Annotated in this window: 18 protein-coding genes; 10 read left to right on the forward strand and 8 right to left on the reverse strand. The window is 60.3% G+C overall.

Annotated features, from left to right (window positions below; genetic code table 11):
• Positions 1 to 59 precede the first annotated feature (59 nt).
• Positions 60 to 1151: a M10 family metallopeptidase C-terminal domain-containing protein gene (locus CFE47_RS04760; RefSeq protein ID WP_286835727.1), complete on the forward strand. Its 1092-nt coding sequence runs from the start codon at positions 60 to 62 to the stop codon at positions 1149 to 1151.
• 5 nt (positions 1152 to 1156) lie between these two features.
• Here the strand turns inward: CFE47_RS04760 and CFE47_RS04765 are convergent, their stop codons facing one another.
• Positions 1157 to 1651 (reverse strand): MgtC/SapB family protein, encoded by a 495-nt coding sequence (locus CFE47_RS04765; protein WP_286835728.1) that lies wholly within the window; start codon positions 1649 to 1651, stop codon positions 1157 to 1159.
• 121 nt (positions 1652 to 1772) lie between these two features.
• On the opposite strand from CFE47_RS04765, the gene CFE47_RS04770 reads away from it, so the two are divergent.
• The 3 genes from CFE47_RS04770 (at position 1773) to mapR (ending at position 5075) form a co-directional block, all read left to right on the forward strand.
• Positions 1773 to 2012: a DUF3203 family protein gene (locus CFE47_RS04770; protein WP_185709089.1), complete on the forward strand. Its 240-nt coding sequence runs from the start codon at positions 1773 to 1775 to the stop codon at positions 2010 to 2012.
• 185 nt (positions 2013 to 2197) lie between these two features.
• Positions 2198 to 3607: a cytochrome c oxidase accessory protein CcoG gene (gene ccoG / locus CFE47_RS04775; protein WP_286835729.1), complete on the forward strand. Its 1410-nt coding sequence runs from the start codon at positions 2198 to 2200 to the stop codon at positions 3605 to 3607.
• Between the two features lie 58 nt (positions 3608 to 3665).
• Positions 3666 to 5075, forward strand: coding sequence for a GntR family transcriptional regulator MpaR (mapR, locus tag CFE47_RS04780; RefSeq protein WP_185709087.1), 1410 nt, complete (start codon positions 3666 to 3668; stop codon positions 5073 to 5075).
• Between the two features lie 115 nt (positions 5076 to 5190).
• Here mapR and CFE47_RS04785 read toward each other — a convergent pair whose 3' ends face one another.
• The 7 genes from CFE47_RS04785 to tpx form a co-directional block, all read right to left on the reverse strand.
• Positions 5191 to 5937, reverse strand: a complete 747-nt coding sequence (locus CFE47_RS04785) for an SDR family oxidoreductase (RefSeq protein WP_185709086.1) — start codon at positions 5935 to 5937, stop codon at positions 5191 to 5193.
• 54 nt (positions 5938 to 5991) lie between these two features.
• Positions 5992 to 8088 (reverse strand): putative bifunctional diguanylate cyclase/phosphodiesterase, encoded by a 2097-nt coding sequence (locus CFE47_RS04790; RefSeq protein WP_286835730.1) that lies wholly within the window; start codon positions 8086 to 8088, stop codon positions 5992 to 5994.
• A gap of 200 nt (positions 8089 to 8288) precedes the next feature.
• On the reverse strand, positions 8289 to 9737 hold the full coding sequence (locus CFE47_RS04795) for an efflux transporter outer membrane subunit (RefSeq protein ID WP_286835731.1): 1449 nt from the start codon (positions 9735 to 9737) through the stop codon (positions 8289 to 8291).
• Entirely contained in the window at positions 9734 to 12841 is a 3108-nt protein-coding gene (locus CFE47_RS04800; protein WP_286835732.1) for an efflux RND transporter permease subunit, read from the reverse strand. Before CFE47_RS04800 ends, CFE47_RS04795 begins: the two co-directional genes overlap by 4 nt.
• The gene (locus CFE47_RS04805; protein ID WP_286835733.1) at positions 12838 to 15939 is read right to left on the reverse strand and encodes an MdtB/MuxB family multidrug efflux RND transporter permease subunit; all 3102 of its coding nucleotides are present in this window, start codon (positions 15937 to 15939) and stop codon (positions 12838 to 12840) included. Before CFE47_RS04805 ends, CFE47_RS04800 begins: the two co-directional genes overlap by 4 nt.
• On the reverse strand, positions 15936 to 17240 hold the full coding sequence (locus CFE47_RS04810) for an MdtA/MuxA family multidrug efflux RND transporter periplasmic adaptor subunit (protein ID WP_286835734.1): 1305 nt from the start codon (positions 17238 to 17240) through the stop codon (positions 15936 to 15938). The genes CFE47_RS04805 and CFE47_RS04810 overlap by 4 nt, the downstream gene beginning before the upstream one ends.
• A 231-nt stretch (positions 17241 to 17471) precedes the next feature.
• Positions 17472 to 17972, reverse strand: a complete 501-nt coding sequence (gene tpx / locus CFE47_RS04815) for a thiol peroxidase (protein WP_185709080.1) — start codon at positions 17970 to 17972, stop codon at positions 17472 to 17474.
• 157 nt (positions 17973 to 18129) lie between these two features.
• On the opposite strand from tpx, the gene CFE47_RS04820 reads away from it, so the two are divergent.
• The 6 genes from CFE47_RS04820 to CFE47_RS04845 all read left to right on the forward strand — a co-directional run bounded on the left by CFE47_RS04820 (position 18130) and on the right by CFE47_RS04845 (position 24335).
• Positions 18130 to 19419 (forward strand): glycosyltransferase, encoded by a 1290-nt coding sequence (locus CFE47_RS04820; protein ID WP_286835735.1) that lies wholly within the window; start codon positions 18130 to 18132, stop codon positions 19417 to 19419.
• Positions 19420 to 19491: 72 nt separating this feature from the next.
• A complete protein-coding gene (locus CFE47_RS04825) occupies positions 19492 to 20397 on the forward strand; it encodes an AraC family transcriptional regulator (RefSeq protein WP_286835736.1) in 906 nt (301 codons plus the stop codon).
• Positions 20398 to 20497: 100 nt separating this feature from the next.
• Complete coding sequence (locus tag CFE47_RS04830) at positions 20498 to 20917, forward strand: hypothetical protein (RefSeq protein ID WP_286835737.1); 420 nt, start codon at positions 20498 to 20500, stop codon at positions 20915 to 20917.
• A 194-nt stretch (positions 20918 to 21111) separates the two neighbouring features.
• Positions 21112 to 22422 carry an ABC transporter substrate-binding protein gene (locus tag CFE47_RS04835; RefSeq protein WP_286835738.1) on the forward strand — a complete coding sequence of 437 codons (1311 nt, stop codon included), beginning with the start codon at positions 21112 to 21114 and terminating at the stop codon, positions 22420 to 22422.
• A gap of 181 nt (positions 22423 to 22603) precedes the next feature.
• The gene (locus CFE47_RS04840; RefSeq protein WP_286835739.1) at positions 22604 to 23494 is read left to right on the forward strand and encodes a carbohydrate ABC transporter permease; all 891 of its coding nucleotides are present in this window, start codon (positions 22604 to 22606) and stop codon (positions 23492 to 23494) included.
• Between the two features lie 10 nt (positions 23495 to 23504).
• Entirely contained in the window at positions 23505 to 24335 is an 831-nt protein-coding gene (locus CFE47_RS04845; protein ID WP_005788583.1) for a carbohydrate ABC transporter permease, read from the forward strand.
• The last annotated feature ends 13 nt before the right edge of the window (positions 24336 to 24348 follow it).

Consider the following 24348-nt stretch of genomic DNA (forward strand, 5'->3'; position numbering starts at 1 on the left):
TGATCACCGGGGAAATCCCGTACGCCCAGCGGCGTTGATAGTGGTGATATTGAACGTTCATGGAGATCAACTTCCGGACTGTGGAAGAAGTCCTCAGCCCTCTGTTCGCGAGGAATATCATGCCAACCATCAGCCCCATTTCAATCACCCCAACCGCCTTGGCTGCTGGCCAAGGTCTCGCTACGCCCAGCGCTCTGCCGCCACCCACGAGCGCTCTGCCGCCACCCACGATAGTCTCGCCCGAAGCCTTGGACGCGCTGCTCCATTCACCACCGGATCCCGCCCGGGAAGCCAAGAAACCTGATGACAAGGTACAACCTGGCGATAGGTCGACATTGGAGCAAGGCCTCGCCGACCTCAAACGCACAGACAAATCAACGGTTAGGCGCGCGCTGTGCGACCCGAACGCCAACTCATCCGCCGCTTTCATCAGCACCCTCAATACGGTATTCACGAAAGAAAACGTCGACACCTTGTTGCGTAGCCCCCCGGCCCAGGCTCAAACCGCAGTCCTCAGTGAGATCGGCACCCACCTGAACACCGACACGATCAACGCGGTGCTGTCTCCCCTTGAGGCAGAGCAGATCGAAACCTACCGAAAGTGCGTCGACTCTGCGCTGTTCGGCTTGAAGTACCAATTGTTCAGCGCCCCCGTTGGCGCGCGCTTTGATCTTGTACGTCGTTTCGCAGGCAATAAACAGGGGGCCCTGACTGACATTGAAAGCCGCCTGGGGGGCTTGGGGACCACCGCAACAAACCTCTTCAACATTGCCGCCGAGGTCAAAAGAGTTAACGAATCACTGCAATACTCGCACCCAGATGACTGGGACAGACGTCGAAACGAGCCGGATAGCGCGCCGCCAGCCAATATCTACCGCTACCTGAACACCCGAGAGTCGAGCCTCGACGCTCCGAGCGAAATCAGGGACTTTGTACATGGCCGAGACAAGCTGGACGTTTCAGGCATACGCAAGCAACTCAACAAAAAACTGCACTGGGTCAACCAACTGTCCGGAGCAAGTGGCGAAATGCAATTGAAGTATTCACCCACCCACGATGCAAGCGTCCTGGTGATTTCCGGCAACCAGGGCGACCCTGCATTTGTCGCAAAGATAGTTGGCAAGTTCAGGGAAACCGATCTGGTGGCTTGACCCTGTCAATGGGGTTTTTCAAAAAGCTTGACGATCCGCGGCATCAGGCTAAACACCGCCAACGCCAGCAAGGTACTCAGCACCGCTGTCGATTCCCGGCCCAACCCGGCCGAGACCCCAATCGCAGCGGTCATCCAAAGCCCGGCGGCGGTGGTCAGGCCTTTGACATGGCCTTCCTCATCGTCCTTGCCCTTGATAATGGTGCCGGCCCCCAGAAAGCCGATCCCGGCGATCACCCCCTGCACTACCCGACTCATGGCATCGGCCTGGTTGCCTGACATCTGCGGCACCATCACGAACAACGCAGCACCCAGCGCCACCAGCATGTGGGTGCGCACGCCTGCCGCCTTGCCCTTGCTCTCGCGCTCAAAGCCCAGGATGCCGCCCAGCACGGCGGCGATCAGCAAGCGCACGGTGATCTGCGTCAGTTGCTTCGCATCACCGATATCGGCGAATTCAGCCTGCAGGGTTTGCCACACTTCATGCCACCAAGCGTCCATGAGAGCCGTCCTTTGTCGTTGTTGGTAAACGATGGACAGCGCCGACCGTCAGTCAGTTGCCTGGAACAGTTGATGCGCAAGGGGAACCTAACCTTTACCAGCCCATAAAAAGGAGAGCGTCATGCCGGTACGCATCGAAAATCAGACCTGCTACTTCAAGGTCAACGAAGACGGCCAGGAACACAGCCTGCAGGCGGCCGACGTCACCGTCAGCACCGACATTCCCAAGGCCATGTCCTATGTGCAACTGGACGCAGATCGGGTCTACATCACTGAACAGGAAGCCGATGCCTTGACCGTGGCCGGCGCCATCGATGGACGCCAGCACAAGAAGGTCACCGAGCCTGGTTCGGCGATTTGATTGACCTGTATCAGCACCGCAAAAAATCTAGCTGCATCCCTTTGAAAACGGGGTGCAGCACATTGTCGCAGTGGTAAGCGCACGCCCCATCTGATCCGCTTTTTATCGCCATAGCTGAGTCTGTTATGCAAACAGAGCCACGCGCATAGTTCATCGGCCTGATGGAGGCTGATGAGCGAACGACCATGAGCGAACGAATCCCTACCGTGGAAACCTTTGTGCCCATTCACCCAAAGAAGGTGAAGGCCAGATCCAGCGACAACTTGATCCATACCCGCAGCTTCACCGGCCTGTTCCGCACCTTGCGCGTGGCCGGCGCGGGTTTTCTGTTCTTGGCTTTTTTCGGCACCGTGTGGCTGAACTGGGGAGGACGCCAGGCCGTGCTGTGGGACCTGGCTGAAAGCAAATTCCATATTTTTGGCGCGACCTTCTGGCCCCAGGACTTCATCCTGTTGTCCGCGTTGCTGATCATCTGCGCCTTCGGCCTGTTTGCAATTACCGTATTCGCCGGCCGCGTGTGGTGCGGCTACACCTGCCCGCAAAGCTCGTTTACCTGGCTGTTCATGTGGTGCGAGAAAGTCACCGAGGGTGAGCGCAACCAGCGCATCAAACTGCATAACGCACCATGGAGCCTGAACAAACTGGCGCGGCGTTCGGCCAAGCACACTTTGTGGTTGGGCATCAGCGTGCTGACCGGGTTGACCTTTGTTGGCTACTTCACGCCCATTCGCCCGCTAGTCGCCGACCTGCTGACCTGGCAAATAGGCGGCGTCAGCCTGTTCTGGGTGCTGTTTTTCACCGCCGCCACCTACATCAACGCTGGCTGGCTGCGCGAGGCAGTGTGCATGCACATGTGCCCGTACGCGCGCTTCCAAAGCGTGATGTTCGATAAAGATACCCTGACCATTTCCTACGATGCAGCTCGCGGCGAAAAACGTGGCCCGCGCAAACGCGAGGTCAAACCCGCCGCCGTCGGCCTGGGTGATTGCATCGATTGCCAACTGTGCGTGCAGGTCTGCCCCACCGGCATAGACATCCGCGACGGCCTGCAAATGGAATGCATCGGCTGCGCGGCGTGCATCGACGCCTGTGATTCGATCATGGACAAGATGGGGTACGCCCGTGGGCTGGTGAGCTACACCAGCGAGCATCAATTGCAAGGTGGTAAAACCCACCTGCTACGGCCACGCCTGATCGGCTACAGTGCCGTGCTGCTGGTGATGATGGCCGCCTTGGTAGTGGCGCTGGTGGAACGGCCGATGGTGTCGCTGGACGTGACCAAGGACCGGGGCATGTTCCGCGAAAATGCCCAAGGGCAGATCGAGAACATCTACAGCCTCAAGGTGATCAACAAGACCCAGCAGCGCCAGGATTACCGTCTGGAACTGGTGGATGCGCACGACTTCCAGCTGCACGGCAAAACCGAGATCAGCCTGGCACCGGGAGAAATCAGCGATGTGCCGGTGTCGGTGGCGTTGCTGGCGGACAAGCCAGCGAGCAGTTCGCAGACCTTGCGCTTCAAGGTGACGGATGTGGATGAACCGTGGGTCTATAGCGCGGCCGATAGCCGCTTCGTCGCCCCGTTGAACCGCTGAAACACTGGAGCTCCCACATTGAGTTCCGCGTACCCTTTGAGAAAATGACTGAGCTGCCATGAAACGCTACGAAAAATTCGCCGACGACATTGCAGAATTGATCCGCTCCGGCGTACTCGGCCCCGGCCAGCGTGTGCCGTCGGTGCGCTACGCCAGCCAGACCTACGGCGTCAGCCCATCCACCGTATTCCAAGCCTATTACTTGCTGGAGCGCCGCGGCCTGATCCGTGCGCGGCCGCGCTCTGGTTACTTCGTCAATACCCACGCGCCCAGTCCGTTTTCCGAGCCGGTGGTAAGCGAACAGGTGCATGAGTCCACCGAAGTCGACGTGAGCGAATTGGTGTTTTCGGTACTCGACTCGATCAAGGACCCGAACACCGTACCGTTCGGCTCGGCATTCCCAAGCCCCATGCTGTTCCCGTTGCCGCGCCTGGCCCGCTCCTTGGCCAGTGCCGGCCGTGAAATGGACCCGCGCATGGTGGTCACCGACATGTCACCGGGCAACCCGCAATTGCGCCGCCAGATTGCGCTGCGCTACATGGTCGGCGGCCTGATGCTGCCGATGGAAGAGCTGCTGATCACCAACGGCGCCCTCGAAGCCCTGAACCTGTGCCTGCAAGCCGTCACTGAACCGGGCGATCTGGTGGCCATCGAAGCCCCGGCGTTTTACGCCTGCCTGCAAGTGCTGGAACGCCTGAAACTCAAAGCCGTGGAAATTCCCGTGCACCCTCGCGATGGCATCGATCTCGGCGCCTTGGCACAAACCCTGGAGCGCTACCCGATCAAGGCCTGCTGGACCATGACCAGTTTCCAGAACCCCATGGGCGCCACCCTGCCCGAAGCCAAGAAACAAGCGTTGGTGGAACTGCTGCGCAGCCACCAAGTGCCCTTGATCGAAGACGATGTATACGCCGAGCTGTATTACGGTCAACAGGCCCCCAAACCCGCCAAGGCGTTCGACACCGAAGGGTTGGTGATGCATTGCGGCTCGTTCGCCAAGAGCCTCGCGCCGGGTTACCGCGTCGGTTGGGTGGCCGCTGGGCGTTTTGCGCAGAAGGTCGAGCGCTTGAAGCTGATGACCTCGCTGTGCCCGTCGATGCCGGCCCAGGCAGCAATTGCCGACTACTTGCAGCACGGCGGTTATGACCGGCACCTGCGTAAATTGCGCTATGCACTGGAAGAACAGCAAAGCGCGATGCTGGCGGCGATTGCCCGTTACTTCCCGGCACAGACCCGGGTCAGCCAGCCGGCAGGCGGGTATTTCCTGTGGCTGGAACTGCCGGAGCAGACCGACTCGTTGAAGTTGTTCCAGATGGCGCTGGCCCAAGGCATCAGCATTGCGCCGGGGCCGATCTTCTCGGCGACCCAGCGGTTCAGGAACTGTATTCGCCTGAACTACGGCAGCCCGTGGACTGAAGCGTCAGAGAAAGCGATGGAGACGTTGGGGCGGATTGTGCGGTCGTTCTGAATGATCGAGTTGTGTGTTCTGACGCCTTCGCGAGCAAGCCCGCTCCCACATTAAAATGCATTCCAAATGTGGGAGCGGGCTTGCTCGCGAAGGCGTAGTGCGCGGCACTACCTATTCAACGGCCGCCACCCAAGTCCAAAAATGTTCCCGTGGCATACGACGCCTTATCCGATAACAACCAGATAATCGCTTCCGCCACCTCATCAGGGCGCCCGCCCCGTGCCATGGGGATACCTGATTCAAGCTTGCTGACCCGATCCGGGTCGCCGCTCAGTGCATGGAAATCGGTAAAGATGTAGCCAGGGCGCACCGCATTCACCCGAATACCTTCGCCCGCGACTTCTTTGGAGAGGCCCAGGGTGAAGGTATCGAGCGCACCTTTGGACGCGGCATAGTCGACGTACTCACCTGGAGAGCCAAGGCGCGCCGCCACCGAGGAGACGTTGACGATGCTGCCGCCCTGCCCGCCATGCTTGGGCGACATGCGCAACACCGCATGCTTGGCACACAGGATCGGCCCCAGCACGTTGGTCTTCATGATTTTCAGGATGCGGAACTCGGACATCTCGTCCACTCGCGACTTGTGCCCCACGGTACCGGCATTGTTGACCAGCGCCGTGACACGGCCCAACTCGGCATCGACGCGGCTGAACAGCGCGATCACCTCATCTTCGATACTCACGTCCGCACGCACGGCAATGGCCTGGGCACCCAACGCGCGAACCTGTTCAAGCACGCGGTGGGCAGCCTCTTCGTCAGACTGGTAGTTGATGCAGATGCGATAGCCTTGGCGGGCGGCCAGCAATGCCGTCTCGGCGCCAATCCCACGACTGCCACCGGTGATGATGACGACTTTGTCCATGCGTGCGGTCTCCTGGTTCAACCTGATGTTTATGGCTGGATCCAAGAATACCCGTCACGCACGGCTTTTGTCAGGCGCGACTGCATCTTCGGCGCGCTGGATATCCGCCATGAAGCCATCGGCCGGCAACGGATGCCCCAGCAAGTAACCTTGCAGGGAGTTACAGCCCAGGCGTGTGAGGAAATTCTGCTGCACATCAGTTTCTACGCCTTCGGCGACAATGCGCAGGCCCAGGGCCTGGCCGAGGGCGACGATGGCCGAGACGATGGCGGCGTCATCGCTGTCGTGCTCCAGGTCGCGCACGAAACCACGGTCGATCTTCAACTCGTTGGCCGGCAGGCGCTTGAGGTACATCAGGCTGGAATAGCCCGTGCCGAAGTCATCGATGGACAGGTCGACGCCCATGTCCGAAAGCTGTTGCAACACCGTCATGCTGGCGTCGGCATCGCTCATGGCGGTGGTTTCAGTGATTTCCAGGGTCAGGTTGTTGGCCGGCAATTGGTGGCGTTCCAGTGCCGTGGCCACGCTCTTGACCAAGCCGGCATGGCAGAACTGCAACGCCGAAAGGTTCACGGCAATGCGCCAATCCTCATAGCCCTGCGTGTACCAGAGGGCCATCTGCCGACAGGCTTCATCGAGCACCCACTCGCCGATGGGGATGATCAGGCCGGTCTTTTCCGCCAACTCAATAAACGTGGCCGGCAGCAGCAAGCCCTGCTGCGGATGCTCCCAGCGCAACAACGCCTCGGCCCCTACCGGAATACCGCTGACGGCGTCGAACTTGGGCTGGTAGTACAGGCGAAATTGTTGATGCTCAACGGCGCTGCGCAGGTCTTGCAACAATTGCAGTTGTTTTCGCGCATTGGTGTTCATTGACACATCAAAGAAACTGTAGCCGTTCTTGCCCATGCCCTTGGCGTGGTACATCGCGGCGTCGGCGTTCATCAACAACTCCTGCGGGTTGCCACCGTTGCCTGGGAACATCGCGATACCGACGCTGGCGGAGATCTTCAGCTCATGCTCGGCAACCTTGAACGCCCGGTTGATCAGCCCCACCTGGCGCTCGGCCAGGCGCAAGGCATCGTCGGGTTGGCTCAATTGCACCAGCAACACAAATTCATCGCCGCCGATACGCGCCAGCGTGTCCTGGCTGCGCAAGTCTTCACGCAGGCGCAGGCCCACTTCGCGCAACAGCTGGTCACCCATGTGATGGCCAAACGCATCGTTGACCGGCTTGAAGCCGTCCAGGTCGATAAACATCAGCGCGAAACAACCGCCCTGCTCTTTGACGGCCTGCATGGATTGCTGAATGCGGTCGGCGAGCAACGTGCGATTGGGCAGGCCGGTGAGCGTGTCGTGCAAGGCCAAGTGGGTCAGTTCCTGGTTGGCCAGGCTCAGCGAATCGGCGAGCACGGCGGTGCGGGCTTCCAGGCGTGCGTCGAGCAGCGAAGTCAACAACGCGATTGCGAGCACGGCCAGGGTGGTGACCAATACCAGATTGTCCAGGCCCTTGCCGCTCAACCCGGTGAGTGCCGCGCCGCAGAAACTTTCATCGGCAAACTGTGCGGCCGCCATGCCGGTGTAGTGCATGCCGACAATGGCAAAGCCCATCACCACTGCGGCTCCGCCACGCGCCAGGCGCACGTAGGGCGTGTTGCGCCGCAGGTTGTACGCGATCCACAACGCGGCGCCAGAAGCCCCGACTGCGATCAACAACGAGGCGCCAAACAGCGTGGGGTCGTAGTCGATACCCGGCGTCATGCGCATGGCCGCCATGCCGGTGTAATGCATGCTGCTGATGCCCGCGCCCATGATCAGCGCGCCAAACGCCAGTTGCCAGGCGGGCAAACGGGGCTGGCTGACTAGCCATAACGCAAAGCCGCAGGACAACACCGCGATCAACAACGACAGTGCGGTGATGCCGAAGTCAAAACCCAGGGCAAAGGGCAGGCGCAGCGCCAACATGCCAATGAAATGCATCGACCAGACGCCAATGCCCATCGCGATGGCCCCACCGGCAATCCACAAATACACGGCGCGACCCTTGGCGGTTGCAATGCGCCCGGAGAGGTCCAGCGCCGTATAGGAAGCAAGGATCGCGACAAACAGGGAGATCACGACCAAGGAGGGAGAATAGCTACCGATGAGCATGGGACTTCTCGAGACTGACGGGCCTGAAAAGCCCGTGCCAGGTGGCAAAGCGAGCGATTGTAGCGAGAATAATTCTTGTACAGTTGAATTATTAGCGTATAGCCATCATTGGCTTTTTGACGTCAACGTAATGGCTTGAAAACACGCTGAACCCGCAGTCGGGCGCAGTTCAAAATGTGGGAGCGGGCTTACTCCCACATTTAGTCCGCGCTCACCTTTGTTTGGCCGTCCCAGCCGCCACCCAACGCTGCGATCAGTTGCACACTCGCCACCAACCGCGTCTGCAACAGCGTCAACACCGTGCGCTCATTGCTCAACGCCGTGGCTTGCACCGTCACCACATCCAGATAGGCAATCAAGCCGGCCTTGTACTGGTTTTCTGTCAGGCGCAGAGATTCGCGTGCGGCGTCCAGCGCTTCGTTGCTGACCACGGCTTCATCCTCCAGCACCTTCAACTGCACCATATAGTTTTCCACTTCACGGAAACCATCCAGTACGGTCTGGCGGTACTTGGCCACGGTCTCGTCGTAGCTGGCGATGCTACGGTCGACTTCTGCCGAACGTTGGCCGCCGTCGAACAAGGTCATGGCGACTTTCGGCCCCACCGACCAGAAGCGGTTCGGCAGGCTGATCCAATCGGCGTAGGTGCTGCTGGAATAACCACCGGCCAGGCTCAGGCTCAAGTCTGGGTAATACGCCGCCTTGGCCACGCCGATGTTGGCGTTGGCGGCGATCACCGAGCGCTCGGCCGAGGCGATGTCGGGACGGCGTTCCAGCAACTGCGACGGCACACTCACTGGAATCTGTGGCAGTGCCGGAATGTTCTTGCTCACGGCCAGGTTGAAGTTGGCCGGCGCCTCGCCGATCAGCACGGCAATGGCGTTTTCCAGCTGCGCACGCTGCCAGATCAGGTCGATCAGGCTGGCCTGGGTGGTCTTGAACTGGGTTCGCGCCTGGGCAATGGCGTCCTTGCCGGAGACACCGGCGCGGTATTGGTTTTCGGTCATTTTCAACGAGCGCTGATAGGCGTCGAGGGTGGCTTGCAGCAGCCGCGTCTGCTCGTCCATGACCCGCAGTTGCAGGTAGTCTTGCACCAGTTCCGATTGCTGGCTCAGGCGCATCGCCGCCAAGTCCGCTGAACTGGCTTCGGCCGTGGCTTCGTTGGCTTCCAGGCCACGGCGCAACTTGCCCCAGACATCCGCCTCCCAGCTCACGCCCAGTTGCGCGTTGAGGGTGTCGCGGATGCCGCTGCTGGAGCTGCTGAGGCTGGCGTTGCTGCTGCCGGTGCCCTGGCTGGCGCGGGTCTTGCCGGCACTCAGGTCAACGGTGGGGAAAAACGCGCCCCGTGCACTGCGTACCTGGGCCTGGGCCTGGCGAAAGCGCGCTTCAGCCTGGGCCACGGTCTGGTTGGCGTTGTTCAGGCGCACCACCAGGTCATTGAGCTGACGGTCACCGTACAGCTCCCACCAGGCGCCACGCGCCAAGGAGTCGCTTGGGGTGGCTTGGCGCCAGCCTTGGGCTTCCTTGAATTGCACCGGTTCGGTGACGTCGGGGCGTTTGTAGTCGGGGCCGATGGCGCAGGCGCTGAGTAGCGCACCACACATCATCAGCACCAGCAGCTTCACACCCGTGTTGGTTGAATCGGTCATAGCGCAGTGTCCAAGGCAGCATCGGTCCGCACGCCGCGCCAGGCATTGAAGCGATGGCGCGCGCGGTCGAGATAGAGGTAAACCACCGGGGTGGTGTAAAGGGTCAGGATCTGGCTGAACACCAGGCCGCCAATGATGGTAAGGCCCAGCGGCTGACGCATTTCTGCGCCTTCGGCGGTGCCGAGCAACAGGGGCAAGGCGCCGAGGATCGCGGCCAGCGTGGTCATCAGGATCGGGCGCAAGCGCAGCAGGCAAGCGCTGCGAATCGATTCCAGTGGGCTCATGCCGTCGTTGCGCTCCAATTGCAGCGCAAGGTCGATCATGAGGATTGCGTTTTTCTTCACCACCCCGATCAGCAAGAAAAGGCCCAGCAACGAGATCAGGCTGAACTCACCGCCCAGCAGATAGATCGACAGCAACGCGCCCACACCCGCCGATGGCAACGTGGACAGAATGGTCAACGGGTGAATATAGCTTTCATACAGAATGCCCAACACCAGGTACACCGCCACCAACGCGCCGAGGATCATGAACGGCTGGCCCTTCTGGGTCGCGGCAAATGCATCCGCCGTACCGGCCATCTTGGCGATTACGTCTTCCGGCAAACCGACCTTGGCAATCGCCCGCTCGATAGCGGCTGTGCCCTGCTCCACCGTCACCCCGGGCGCCATGTCGAAGGCAATGTTTTCCGAGGCGAACTGGCCTTCATGGCTGACACGGTCATCCGCCAGGCTGTTCTCGTAATGGGCGATGGTCGACAACGGCACCCGCGCACCGGTCGAGGTGATCACCTGCATCTGGTTGAGGGTGATCGGGTCCTGGGCGTATTTGGGGTTGACCTCCATCACCACCTGGTACTGGTTGAGGCTGTCGTAGATGGTGGAGATCTGCCGTTGGCTGTAGGCGTTGTTAAGCACCGCCGTGACCATGCTCATGTCGATGCCCAAGCGTTTGGCCTGGTCGCGGTCGACCACCAGCGTGACCTGCGCCGCACCACGACCTTCGCGGGCGTCGATGGCGGTGAGCTCCGGCAGTTCGCGCAAGGCAGCGACCACTTTCGGGTACCACAGACGCAACGCGGCCAAGTCGCCGCTTTGCAGGATGTAGGAGTACTGCGCGCTGGTCTGGTCGCGGCTGCCGCCAAATTGCAGGTCCTGGTCGGCCATCAGGAACAGACGCCCGCCCGGCACCAGCGGCACCTCTTTACGCAAGCGCTCGATCACCGCCTGGGCCGAAATCTTGCGCTCGCTGATCGGCTTGAGGCGCACCAGCATCACCGCGTTGTTGGTGCCGTTGTTGCCGCCGATAAAGCCGGCCACGCTAAGCACCGCCGGGTCCTTGAGCACGGCCTTGCGGAAGGTTTCCATCTTCGGCTGCATAACATTGAACGACAGCCCGTCATCGCCGCGCACGAAGCCGATCAATTGCCCGGTGTCCTGTTGCGGCATGAAGGTTTTCGGCACTACCACGTACAGCGCAATATTCACGCCCACGGTGATCAACAGGCTGAGCAAGGTCAGTCGGCGGTGGCGCAGCACCCAGTCGAGGCTGGTGGCGTAGCCGGCAACCATGCGGTCGTTGACCTTCTGGCTCCAGCGCTGCAGACCGGTCATCTGCCCTTTGACATGGGGCTTGAGCCAACGCGCGCAGAGCATTGGGGTCAAGGTCAGCGACACGACCAGCGAGACGATGATCGCAGCCGACAGGGTGATGGAAAACTCGCGGAACAGGTTGGTGACGATCCCGCCCATAAACAGAATGGACAGGAACACCGCCACCAACGACACGTTCATCGACAGCAGGGTAAAGCCGACTTCCTTGGCCCCCAGGTAAGCGGCCTTCATCGGCGGCACGCCCTCGTCGATGTGCCGGGAAATGTTCTCCAGCACCACGATGGCGTCATCGACTACCAGGCCGGTGGCCAGGATTAGCGCCATCAGCGAGAAGTTGTTCAGCGAGAAGCCAAACAGGTACATCACCGCAAAGGTACCCACCAGCGACACCGGCACTGCCAGCGTAGGAATCAACGACGCACGGAAGTTACCGAGGAACAGGTACACCACCAGGATCACCAGGGCCACGGCAATCAGCAAGGTCATCTCGGCTTCATGCAGGGTAGCGGTAATCACCGGCGAGCGGTCCATGGCCAGGTTGAGCTTGACGCTGGACGGCAACACCGCCTGCAACGCCGGCAACTGCGCCTTGATCTGCTTGACGGTCTCGATGATGTTGGCGCCGGACTGGCGGTTGATCACCAGCAGCACCGCCGAGTCATTGTTGAAAAAGCCGCTGTTGTAGCGGTCTTCCACGCCGTCGCTGATCTTCGCCACATCGCCCAGGCGCAGCGCCGCGCCGTTCTGGTAGCGAATCAGCAACGGCTCGTAGTCCTTGGCCTTTTCCAACTGGTCGTTGGCCTGGATCTGCCAATTGCGCTCGCTGTCTTCCAGCGACCCCTTGGGGCGACGCTGGTTGGCGTTGGCGATGGTGTTACGCACATCGTCCAGGGCCACGCCGTACTGGTCGAGGGCCTTGGGCTCCAGCTCGATGCGCACCGCCGGCAGGGAGCTGCCTCCAATCTGCACTTCGCCCACACCCGGTACCTGCGACAGGCTTTGGGACAGGATGGTGGACGCCAGGTCGTACAACTCGCCTTTCTGAAGCACATCCGACGTCAGCGACAGCACCATGATCGGTGCCTGGGACGGGTTGATCTTCTTGTAGGTGGGCATGCTGCGCATACCGCTGGGCAACAAGTTGCGCGAAGCGTTGATTGCCGCCTGCACTTCTCGCGCGGCGCCGTTGATATCGCGGTCGGAGTCGAACGCCAGGATCACCCGCGTGGAGCCCTGGCTCGACGAACTGCTCATGGTGGTGATGCCGGCAATCGCGCCGAACGAGCGCTCCAGTGGCGTGGCCACTGTAGACGCCATCACCTCGGGACTGGCACCGGGTAGGCTGGCCGAGACCACGATCACCGGAAAGTCGATCTGTGGCAGCGGCGACACCGGCAGCAGGTTGAAGCTCACGCCGCCCAGCAACATGATCGCCAGGCTCAGCAGCATGGTGGCTACCGGCCGGCGAATGAAAGGTCCGGACAGGTTCATGACTCAACCGGCTCCAGGCTTTGCGGCTCTTTGCGCCAGCGACGGCCAAGGCGGTCGAAGTACAGGTAGATCACCGGCGTAGTGAACAGGGTCAACACCTGGCTCACCAACAAGCCGCCGACCATCACCAGGCCCAAGGGTTGACGCAGCTCGGCGCCAGAGCCGGTAGCCAGCATCAACGGCACCGCGCCGAACAGTGCAGCCAAGGTCGTCATCAGGATCGGGCGGAAGCGCAACAGCGCCGCCTGGTAGATCGCGGTCTGCGGGTCAAGGCCCTGGTTGCGTTCGGCATCGAGGGCGAAGTCGATCATCATGATCGCGTTCTTCTTCACGATACCGATCAGCAAGATGATGCCGATGATCGCGATCATGCCCAGGTCATTGCCGCTGAGCAGCAAGGCGAGCAAGGCCCCTACCGCTGCCGACGGCAAGGTCGAGAGAATCGTGATCGGGTGGATATAGCTCTCGTAGAGCACGCCGAGCACGATGTACATGGTGACCACCGCCGCCAAAATCAGCAGCAAGGTGCTCGACAGCGACGCCTCAAACGCCTGGGCAGCACCCTGGAACTGGGTCTGCACGCCCACCGGCATACCGATGTCTTTCTGGGTCTGGTTGATCAGTTCCACACCTTTGCCCAGCGCAACGCCGGGAGCCAGGTTGAACGACATCATCACCGCCGGGAACTGGCCAATATGCGCAATCGCCAGCTGCGCCTGGCGCTGTTCCACACGGGCCAGGCTCGACAAGCGCACCTGGCCGCCATCGGTGGTTTTCACGTGGATCTGGTTCAGCGCTGCCGGGCCAAGGGTTTCGCCCGATTGGGCCTGCAAGACCACGCGGTACTGGCTGGCCTGGGTGTAGATCGTGGAAATCTGCCGTTGGCCGAACGCGTCGTACAGCGCGTCGGTGATGGTCGACACGCTGACTCCCAGGCGCGAAGCAGCGTCACGGTCGATCACCAGGAACACTTGCAGGCCTTTGTCCTGCAGGTCGCTGGCGACGTCGGTGAGTTCCGGCAATTGGCTCAAGGCGTGTACCAGCTTGTCGCTCCACAGCGCCAACAGGTCGGCGTCCGGCGAGGACATGCTGAATTGGTACTGGGTGCGGCTGACGCGATCCTCGATAGTCAGGTCCTGCACCGGCTGCATGAACAGACGAATGCCTACCAGCTTGTCGATTTCCGGTTGCAGGCGCGTGATCACCTGGGCCGCGCTCAAGTCGCGCTGGCCGTGGGGCTTGAGGTTGATCAGCAAGCGCCCGCTGTTGAGCGTGGCGTTATCGCCATCCACACCAATATAGGAAGACAGGCTCTCCACGGCCGGGTCGGCAAGGATGATCTTGGCCAACTCCTGCTGACGCTGGCTCATCGCAGCGAACGAGATCGACTGCGGCGCCTCGGAAATGCCCTGGATCACGCCAGTGTCCTGCACCGGGAAAAAGCCCTTGGGCACCACCATGTACAGGAACACGGTCAAACCCAGGGTCGCCACAGCCACCAGTAGCGTCAGTGGCTGGTGCTTGAGCACCCACTGCAACTTGCGCCCGTAGGCTTCGATCAACCAATCGATCCAGGCACCGCTGGCCTTGTAGAAACGGCCCTGCTCTTCCTCTTTGGGCTCACGCTTGAGCAATCGCGCGCACATCATCGGCGTGAGTGTCAGGGACACCACCAGGGAAATCAGGATCGCCACCGCCAGGGTAATGGCGAACTCGCGGAACAGGCGCCCCACTACGTCGGCCATGAACAGCAGCGGGATCAGTACCGCAATCAGCGACAGGGTCAGGGACACCAGGGTAAAGCCGATCTGCTTGGCGCCCTTGAGCGCTGCCGCCATCGGCGTCTCACCCTCCTCGATATAACGGGAAATGTTCTCCAGCATCACGATGGCATCGTCCACCACAAAGCCGGTGGCGATGGTCAACGCCATCAGCGTCAGGTTGTTGATGGAGAAACCGGCCAGGTACATCACGCCAAAGGTGCCCACCAGCGACAGCGGTACGGCGATGGACGGAATGATGGTCGCGCTGAAACGGCGCAGGAATAGGAACGTCACCATGACCACCAGGGCAATGGCGATCAGCAATTCATGTTGTACGTCTGTCACCGACGCGCGGATGGTCTGGGTCCGGTCGGTGAGTACCGTCACGTCGAGGCCTGCCGGCAGGTTATCGGTGATGCTCGGCAGCAGCGCCTTGATGCGGTCCACCACCTCGATCACGTTGGCGCCCGGCTGGCGCTGGATATTCAACAGGACAGCCTGGTTTTCGTTGGCCCAGGCGGCGAGGCGTTCGTTTTCAGCGCCATCGACGATCTGCGCCACGTCTTTGAGGCGCAGCGGCGCGCCGTTGTTGTACGCCAGGATCAGCTCGGCGTATTGCTGCGGCGAGACCAACTGGTCGTTGGCGTCGAGCATCGATACGCGCGTGGGGCCGTCGAAGTTGCCCTTGGGCTGGTTGACGTTGGAAGCGGCGATCAGGGTGCGCACATCCGACAGGTTCAAGCCATTGGCCGCCAGGGCTTCAGGGTTGACCTTGATACGCACGGCCTGGCGTTGGCCACCGGCGATGCTGACCATGCCGACGCCGCTGATCTGCGCAATTTTTTGCGCCATGCGCGTGTCGACCAGGTCATTGAGCTTGGGCAGCAACATGGTCTTGGAGGTGATGGCCAAGGTCAGCACCGGGGTATCCGCCGGGTTGACCTTGTTGTACACCGGCGGTGCCGGCAAATCCTTGGGCAACAGGTTGGTGGCGGCGTTGATCGCGGCCTGCACCTGTTGCTCGGCGACATCCATATTGATGTCGAGGTTAAAACGCAGAGTGAGTACCGAGGCACCGCCGGAACTGGTGGACGCCATCTGGGTAAGGCCGGGCATTTGGCCGAACTGGCGCTCCAGCGGCGCGGTGACCGCACTGGTCATCACATCCGGGCTGGCGCCTGGGTACAGGGTCATCACGCGGATGGTCGGGTAGTCGACCTGGGGCAAGGCCGACACCGGCAGCAAGCGATAGGAGATGATGCCGGCCAAAACAATGGCCAGCATGCTCAGCGTGGTGGCGACCGGGCGAAGGATAAACAGCCGCGACAGGTTCATGAACCGACCTTTTGCGCCTTGCCGGCGTTGACGCCGGTCTCCCCTTTCGCGGCGGGCTTGCCTTGCAGGTGTTCGGTCGGGGTGGTCGGTACTTCGCTGCTGTCATTGACCACTTCGATCTCGCTGTCGTCCTTCAGGCGGTCGGTGCCTTCCAGTACCACGCGGTCACCGGCGACCAGGCCTTGCTTGATCACGGTGTTGTCGCCATCGGTGTCGCCAATCACCAGGGGCTGGACCTTGACCTTCTTGTCGCCATCGAGCTTGTAGACAAAGGTGCCGTTGTTGCCGAACTGGATCGCGGCGGACGGCGCCAGCACCACGTTATGCAGGGTATCGGCAAGCAGGTGCACGTTGACGAACTGGTTGGGGAACAGCGCCTGGTCCTTGTTATCGAAGCGGCCCTTGAACTTCAGGGTGCCGGTGGTGACATCGATCTGGTTGTCGAGGCTTTGCAGCACGCCGACCGCCTGTTTTTTCACGTCGCCACGGTCCCAGGCTTCCACGGGCAGCTTGTTGCCGGCGTGGTAACGAGTGAGGACGGTGTCTAAGGTGTTTTCCGGCAGGGTGAAGACCACGCTGATCGGCTGGGTCTGGGTGATCACGGCGAGGAAGGTGGTGTCGTTGGCGGCCACAAGGTTGCCAACGTCGACCTGACGCAAGCCCACGCGGCCGCTGATGGGTGCGCGGATCTTGGTGAATTCGAGGTTGAGCTTGGCGTCATCCACCGCGCCCTGGTTGGTCTTGACCGTGCCCTGGTATTGCAGCACCAGCGCTTCAGCGGTGTCCAGGGTCTGTTTGGCGATACTGTCCTGGGCATACAGGTCGCGATAACGCTGTACGTCGACCTGGGCGTTTTTCAATTGGGCCTGGTTCTGCAACAGGGTGCCCTGCGCCTGGAGCAACGCGTTCTGGTAGCTGCGCGGATCGATCTCGGCCAACAGGTCGCCGGCCTTGACCATCTGCCCTTCTTCAAAGGCGATCTTCACCAACTCCCCGCCAACCCGGCTGCGCACATTGATGGTGTTGAGCGCGGTCACCGTGCCCAAGGCCTTGTAGTACACCGGGAACTCCCCCAGCACCGCCGGCGCCACGCGCACGGGAATCGGGCCGGTGGAACCACCGAAACCCGGGCGCATCATCCCCGACTTGCCGGCACGCCCCGCGGGCTTTTGCGCGGTAGCCTCCTTATGGCTGCCAGGCCAGAATTTCCAGCACAGGCCGGCAATAATCAGCAGCACAAGCAGGCCGAACAGCCAGCGGCGGGATTTACGAGGGGACGATTGCATGGATTGATCAACCATTGGGCGCGAGAGCTTCTACTTTGGGAGGCTGAAAGATAAGCACTGGGGCGCATTAAGAAAAGCGCCTTTACCGGCTATTTACCTTGGACTTACAACTTTTAACTTCTGACCTTAGTCCATTCGCTATTGGGCTAACCCTCTGAGCGACAAATAAAAACGGCCTGGACTAGGCCAGGCCGCAATCATGCATCAAGCGTGTTACTGCAAAACGACAGTAATGCGCAGAAACAGTTACTTCAAAACAGCCAGGGCTGCTTCGTAGTTCGGCTCTTGGCCGATTTCGCTGACCAGTTCGCTGTGCAGCACGTTGTCGTTTTCGTCCAGCACCACCACGGCGCGGGCGGTCAGGCCTTTCAGCGGGCCTTCAGCGATTGCCACGCCGTAGTCGACGGCGAAGGCGGCGCTGCGGAAGTCCGACAGGTTCTTCACGTTTTCCAGGCCTTCGGCGCCGCAGAAACGGGCTTGGGCGAATGGCAGGTCGGTGGAGATGCACAGCACAACGGCGTTGTTCAGTTCGTTGGCCTGGGCGTTGAACTTGCGTACCGAAGTGGCGCAGGTCGGGGTGTCGACGCTTGGGAAGATGTTCAGCACTTTGCGCTTGCCGGCGAAGGTAGCCAGGGTTGCGTCCGACAGGTCGCCGGCGGTCAGGGTGAACTCAGGTGCCTGGCTGCCGACTTGCGGCAATTCGCCTTCAACCTGGACAGGGTTACCACGGAGGGTGACTTGAGCCATGAACGGAATCCTTCTGCTGTATTGGGTTAAACGAATTCGAGAGGCGGAAGTTAACCACAAAGTACGGTGGCTACCTACCGCCAGACATAAATTGTCATGTCGCCGTTATGGTTTAATTGCGCGCCTTCCGCCCTGCCCTTCAAGGAACCCGTTGTTGATGAATCTGCCTGCCACCAAAGTCCTGGTCATTGGTTATGTCTGGCCGGAGCCCCGCTCCTCGGCTGCAGGCGGGCATATGATGCAAATACTCGAAACTTTTCTTACGCAAGGTTGGGACATTACCTTCAGCAGCCCGGCCGCACTTGGAGAGCACAAGGCAGATTTGCAGGTGCTGGGCGTCAAAGAATGCGCCATCGAGCTCAATAACAGCAGTTTCGATGATTTTGTGCGCGAACTGGCCCCGGACATCGTGCTGTTCGACCGCTTCATGATGGAAGAACAGTTCGGCTGGCGCGTCGAGAAATGCTGCCCCAACGCCCTGCGCGTGCTGGAAACATCCGACCTGCAAAGCCTGCGCGACGCGCGTCACCAGCGCCTCAAGGAGCACCTCAAGGCTCACCCGGACAGTGACGACTTCAGCCCGCTCTTTGCCCCGGCTCTCAAGCAGGAATTCCAGCTGATGGCGGACACCGACCTGGCCAAGCGCGAGATCGCCGCCATTTACCGCTGTGACATCAGCCTGATGATCTCCGACGTGGAAATCCACCTGCTCACCGAGCAATTCAAGGTGCCGCCCGCCCTGCTGCATTGGTGCCCGTTGATGCTTGCACCGCCGACCGAAGCGTTCGCGCCGTTTGAAGACCGTGCGCACTTCCTCAGCATCGGCAACTTCCGCCACGCGCCCAACTGGGATGCGGTGCTGTGGATGAAGAACAGCCTGTGGCCGCTGATCCGCCAACAACTGCCTGGTGCGCAACTGCACATCTACGGCGCCTACACCCCGCCCAAGGCCACCGCCTTGCACAACCCGGCACAGGGTTTTCATGTGATGAACTGGGCCGAGGATGCGTTGCAGGTGATGAGCGCCGCACGCATCTGCCTGGCGCCGCTACGCTTCGGCGCCGGTATCAAGGGAAAACTGGCGGACGCGATGCTGTGTGGCACGCCGAATATCACCACCCCTATCGGCGCCGAAGCCATGGGTGATGATCAGCCGTGGCCGGGCGCGATCGAACAGAGCGCCCCGGCGCTAGCCGCTGCCGCCGTCGCGCTGTACCAGGACCGCTCCCGCTGGACCCAGGCCCAGGAAGACGGCCGCCAGCTGCTGGCCCGTCGCTACGACCAGGCTATCCACGGCCCGGCATTGGTGGAGTGCCTGGAGCACTGTCGCGGCAACCTGGCCGCTCACCGCCGGGACAACTTCACGGGTAGCATGCTGCGCCACCACGCACATAAAAGTACGCAGTACATGTCCCAATGGATCGAGGCAAAAAACCGCAGCCTCTAGACACCGGCGCTGGCAGGGTCACGCACAAGGGGGCATTATTCGGTTTGCAACCAACAATAAAGCGACGGCAGCATGACCCGAGCAGCGCGCATCACCGACCCTTCCTACGAGTTGATGGACGATCACAACGGTCTGTCCATCATCTATCGCCAGCATGGCTTCCCCTGCCCGCTGGTGCGCTGGCATTTCCACAAGGAATACGAGCTGCACTTGATCGTCGCCAGCTCCGGCAAGGTGTTTATCGGCGACTACATCGGCAACTTCTACCCCGAAAGCCTGTTCCTCACCGGCCCCAACCTGCCCCACAACTGGATCAGCCAGGTTGATGAAGACGAGGTGGTGCCCAAGCGCGACATGCTGGTGAACTTCACCGATGAGCTGTTCGACAGCGGTAGCCAGATCTTCACCGAACTCAAGTCCTTGTCACCGCTACTGGAACGCGCGCAATACGGCATCGAGTTTCGCTGCAAAAAAACTATCGCCCAGGCCATGACGCTGATGCAACGCATCGAGGACGCCCAGGGCATGGCGCGCTTGGGGCACTTTTTTATCCTGCTGGAAGTGCTCAGCGCCTGCGAGGACTACCAGTTACTGTCGGGCGTAACCACACCGCAACTGGCCGACGAACACAGCATTGACCGCACCAACCGCGCAGTGGACTACATCTTTGCCCACTACGCACGGGAATTACCGCTGGAAGAAGTGGCGGAACACCTGGGCATGAAGCCGACGTATTTTTCGCGTGTATTCAAACAGGCCACCGGACGCACGTTCATCGAGTTCGTCAATCGGCTGCGTATCAGCAAGTCGTGCGAGTTGCTGGCGGACGGTGATAAAGCGGTGACAGATGTGTGCTTTGAGTCGGGTTTCAACAACATCTCCAACTTCAACCGGCGCTTTCAACAGCTCAAGGGCATGACCCCTTCCCACTATCGGCGTCTGGTGGTGCAGCGCTTGACGGAGCAGAACTTGGCTTGAGCCACCTCGCTACCGTTCATCCAAACTGTCATTTCCTACAGTGTCCTAACCGATCGGCAGCGAGCATGCTGAAACCTTCTACGTGATGGAGTGTTTCGCCATGAATAACGAGCCCGATCCAAGCACCAATGCCATTAACGAAATCGCCTTCTTCGATACCCCTGGCGATACTCGCGGCTGGACCGGTGAAGGGGAAATACTGCCAGATGACCCTGACGGTAATGGCCCGGTAAATCGCTGGTTTTCGACAGGTGTCAAAAGGGACTTTGGCAACCCCTTTTCACGGCAGACCACTGTCAGGGTGGTCATTCGCCTGCGCGGCCAATTGCCCCGCGAAACCCTACAAGGCAGCGGGCCTGACGGGATCATTCAGGAAATACACAATATAGAACCTGTAAAAACGGCACTCTATGAGTTTTTCCTGAGATCTACACCGGCAGGCGAGTTTTCCGTGCAGTTCAACTTTGCGACCCGCCAGAAAATGGTTATCCAAACGATCCAGGTAAACGGCCCTGTGTAGCCCTGCCCACATAAATCGTTTAAGCATTGCTGCCACGAGTACAAAAAAGTATCAGTCCAAGTGCGCCCAAGGATTTGTCACAACCCCATTTCAAGGCTGTAATCAACCGCACACTCTTCCTGACTCCTTGTAGGAAGACACAACAACAATAACTGTCCTTCTGTAGCCCCCTGGGCGCGGAAACGGAGTGCGCGATGAAGTTCACAGCAAAAGCTCTGCTTGCCTGTACCTGCATGACCCTCAGCGCCGTCAGCCTTGGCGCGCAAACCCTGACCATTGCCACCGTCAACAACAGCGACATGATCCGCATGCAAAAGCTCTCGAAAACCTTCGAGACCGAGCATCCGGAGATCAAGCTGAACTGGGTGGTGCTCGAAGAAAACGTGCTGCGTCAACGCCTGACCACCGACATCGCCACCCAAGGTGGACAGTTCGACGTGTTGACCATCGGCATGTACGAAGCTGCACTCTGGGGTGCAAAAGGCTGGCTGGAACCGATGAAGGACCTGCCGGCGTCCTACGACCTCGATGATGTGTTCCCTTCGGTGCGTGACGGTTTGTCCGTCAAGGGCTCGCTGTACGCCCTGCCGTTCTATGCCGAAAGCTCGATCACTTACTATCGCACCGACCTGTTCAAGGACGCCGGGCTGACCATGCCTGAGCACCCGACCTGGACGCAGATCGGCGAATTCGCCAGCAAACTCACTGACAAGACCAAAGAGCAATACGGCCTGTGCCTGCGTGGCAAAGCCGGTTGGGGTGAGAACATGGCGCTGATCACCACCTTGGCCAACGGCTACGGGGCGCGCTGGTTCGATGAGAAGTGGCAGCCTGAATTCAACGGTCCGGAATGGAAGGACGCGTTGAACTTCTACGTCGACAACATGAAGAAATCCGGCCCGCCGGGCGCGTCCAGCAACGGTTTCAACGAAAACCTGGCGCTGTTCAACAGCGGCAAGTGCGCGATCTGGGTCGATGCCAGCGTCGCCGGCTCGTTCGTCACCGACAAGACTCAGAGCAAAGTGGCTGACCACGTCGGCTTCACCTTTGCCCCCCACGAGAAGACCGATAAGGGCACCTCGTGGCTGTACTCCTGGAGCCTGGCGATCCCGACCAGTTCCAAGGCCAAGGACGCCGCCAAGGTGTTTACCAGTTGGGCAACCTCCAAGGAATACGGCGAGCTGGTGGCCAAGACTGACGGCGTTGCCAACGTACCGCCGGGTACCCGTAAGTCCACCTACAGCGATGAGTACATGAAAGCTGCACCATTTGCCAAGGTGACGCTGGAATCGCTGAAAGTTGCGGACCCGACCAAGCCGACCCTCAAGCCGGTGCCGTATATCGGTATCCAGTTGGTGACCATTCCTGAGTTCCAGGCGATTGGTACGCAGGTGGGCAAGTTCTTCTCGGGTGCATTGACCGGTCAGCAGACGGTTGATGCGGCGCTCACTGCCGCGCAGACCACCACTGAGCGGGAAATGAAGCGGGCGGGTTATCCCAAGTAGGCCTGACTCACCCCTGTAAATGTGGGAACCCGCTTTATGTGGGAGCCGGGCTTGCCCGCGATAGCGGACTGTCAGTTGATGCATTTGTGTGCTGACACACCGCTATCGCAGGCAAGCCAGCTCCCACATTTGATCGCGCTCCGACTCTGGTTCTGCCTGTAATCGACTGGTTCTGAATACCATGAATACAACACCCAAAAACCGCCTGGCCAACCCTGGCTGGTTCCTTGTCAGCCCTTCGGTGGCCTTGCTGCTGCTGTGGATGATCGTGCCACTGGGCATGACGCTGTACTTCTCCTTGATCCGCTACAACCTGCTCTACCCCGGCGAAAACCAATTCGTGGGGCTGGAGAACTTCACCTACTTCATCACCGACTCGGGCTTCCTGCCGGGTGCCACCAACACCCTGTTGCTGGTGGGCAGCGTGCTGCTGATCAGCGTGGTGTTTGGCGTGTTGATCAGCGCGCTGCTGGAGGCCAGTGAGTTCTTCGGTCGCGGCCTGGTGCGGGTGTTGTTGATTTCACCGTTTTTCATCATGCCCACCGTCGGTGCGCTGATCTGGAAAAACCTGATTTTCCACCCCGTGTCCGGGGTTCTCGCCGCCGTGTGGAAGCTGTTTGGCGCCGAGCCTGTGGACTGGCTGGCGCACTACCCCTTGCTGTCGATCATCATCATTGTGTCGTGGCAATGGCTGCCCTTCGCCATCTTGCTGCTGATGACCGCCATGCAGTCTCTCGACCAAGAACAAAAGGAAGCCGCGCGCCTCGACGGTGCCGGCGCCATCGCGATCTTCTGGCACCTCACCCTGCCCCACCTGGCCCGCCCGATTGCCGTGGTGGTGATGATCGAAACGATCTTTCTGCTCTCGGTATTTGCCGAAATCTTTACCACCACCAACGGTGGCCCGGGCTACGCCTCGACCAACCTGGCGTACCTGATCTACAACCAGGCGCTGGTGCAGTTCGACGTGGGCATGGCCTCGGCCGGCGGCTTGATTGCCGTGGTCATCGCCAATATCGCGGCGATCATCCTGGTGCGGATGATCGGCAAAAACCTGACTGACAAGCCTTGAGGGCCGCGCCATGACGCTTCAACAATCTCGCCGCCTGCAAAGCCTGTTGCTCGGCACCTTGGCCTGGGCCATCGCGATCCTGATTTTCTTCCCGATCTTCTGGATGGTGCTGACCAGCTTCAAGACCGAAATCGACGCATTCGCCACACCGCCGCAGTTCATCTTCACGCCGACGCTGGAGAACTACCTGCACATCAACGAGCGCAGCAATTACTTTGCCTACGCCTGGAACTCAGTGGTGATTTCGTTCAGTGCCACGGCCCTGTGCCTGCTGATCTCGGTACCGGCCGCCTACTCCATGGCGTTCTACGAAACCCAACGTACCAAGGGCACGCTGCTGTGGATGTTGTCCACCAAGATGCTGCCGCCAGTGGGCGTGCTGATGCCGATCTACCTGCTGGCCAAGAGCTTTGGCCTGCTGGATACGCGCATCGCGCTGATCATCATCTACACCCTGATCAACCTGCCCATTGTGGTGTGGATGGTTTACACCTACTTCAAGGACATCCCCAAGGACATCCTCGAAGCCGCCCGCCTGGATGGCGCCACGCTGTGGCAGGAGATGGTTCGCGTGCTGCTGCCGATTGCCAAGGGTGGTTTGGCGTCCACGGTGTTGCTGTCGCTGATCCTGTGCTGGAACGAGGCGTTCTGGTCGTTGAACCTGACCTCGTCCAGCGCCGCGCCGCTGACCGCGCTGATCGCCTCCTATTCCAGCCCCGAAGGGTTGTTCTGGGCCAAATTGTCTGCCGTCTCGACCCTGGCCTGCGCGCCGATCCTGATCTTTGGCTGGATCAGCCAGAAACAGCTGGTACGCGGTTTGTCCTTCGGCGCCGTTAAATAATAATTCCAAGTGG

Source organism: Pseudomonas sp. PGPPP1, from assembly GCF_002255865.1.
GTDB classification, from domain to species: domain Bacteria; phylum Pseudomonadota; class Gammaproteobacteria; order Pseudomonadales; family Pseudomonadaceae; genus Aquipseudomonas; species Aquipseudomonas cremoris.

What these genes read in the sequence shown, in the direction of transcription:
- CFE47_RS04790 (WP_286835730.1), bottom strand. Translation starts at nt 8,088, where the DNA reads ATGCTCATCGGTAGCTATTCTCCCTCCTTGGTCGTGATCTCCCTGTTT.
- CFE47_RS04760 (WP_286835727.1), top strand. Translation starts at nt 60, where the DNA reads ATGGAGATCAACTTCCGGACTGTGGAAGAAGTCCTCAGCCCTCTGTTC.
- CFE47_RS04810 (WP_286835734.1), bottom strand. Translation starts at nt 17,240, where the DNA reads ATGGTTGATCAATCCATGCAATCGTCCCCTCGTAAATCCCGCCGCTGG.
- CFE47_RS04840 (WP_286835739.1), top strand. Translation starts at nt 22,604, where the DNA reads ATGAATACAACACCCAAAAACCGCCTGGCCAACCCTGGCTGGTTCCTT.
- CFE47_RS04805 (WP_286835733.1), bottom strand. Translation starts at nt 15,939, where the DNA reads ATGAACCTGTCGCGGCTGTTTATCCTTCGCCCGGTCGCCACCACGCTG.
- CFE47_RS04835 (WP_286835738.1), top strand. Translation starts at nt 21,112, where the DNA reads ATGAAGTTCACAGCAAAAGCTCTGCTTGCCTGTACCTGCATGACCCTC.
- ccoG (WP_286835729.1), top strand. Translation starts at nt 2,198, where the DNA reads ATGAGCGAACGAATCCCTACCGTGGAAACCTTTGTGCCCATTCACCCA.
- CFE47_RS04785 (WP_185709086.1), bottom strand. Translation starts at nt 5,937, where the DNA reads ATGGACAAAGTCGTCATCATCACCGGTGGCAGTCGTGGGATTGGCGCC.
- CFE47_RS04830 (WP_286835737.1), top strand. Translation starts at nt 20,498, where the DNA reads ATGAATAACGAGCCCGATCCAAGCACCAATGCCATTAACGAAATCGCC.
- mapR (WP_185709087.1), top strand. Translation starts at nt 3,666, where the DNA reads ATGAAACGCTACGAAAAATTCGCCGACGACATTGCAGAATTGATCCGC.
- CFE47_RS04765 (WP_286835728.1), bottom strand. Translation starts at nt 1,651, where the DNA reads ATGGACGCTTGGTGGCATGAAGTGTGGCAAACCCTGCAGGCTGAATTC.
- CFE47_RS04770 (WP_185709089.1), top strand. Translation starts at nt 1,773, where the DNA reads ATGCCGGTACGCATCGAAAATCAGACCTGCTACTTCAAGGTCAACGAA.
- CFE47_RS04825 (WP_286835736.1), top strand. Translation starts at nt 19,492, where the DNA reads ATGACCCGAGCAGCGCGCATCACCGACCCTTCCTACGAGTTGATGGAC.
- tpx (WP_185709080.1), bottom strand. Translation starts at nt 17,972, where the DNA reads ATGGCTCAAGTCACCCTCCGTGGTAACCCTGTCCAGGTTGAAGGCGAA.
- CFE47_RS04820 (WP_286835735.1), top strand. Translation starts at nt 18,130, where the DNA reads ATGAATCTGCCTGCCACCAAAGTCCTGGTCATTGGTTATGTCTGGCCG.
- CFE47_RS04845 (WP_005788583.1), top strand. Translation starts at nt 23,505, where the DNA reads ATGACGCTTCAACAATCTCGCCGCCTGCAAAGCCTGTTGCTCGGCACC.
- CFE47_RS04795 (WP_286835731.1), bottom strand. Translation starts at nt 9,737, where the DNA reads ATGACCGATTCAACCAACACGGGTGTGAAGCTGCTGGTGCTGATGATG.
- CFE47_RS04800 (WP_286835732.1), bottom strand. Translation starts at nt 12,841, where the DNA reads ATGAACCTGTCCGGACCTTTCATTCGCCGGCCGGTAGCCACCATGCTG.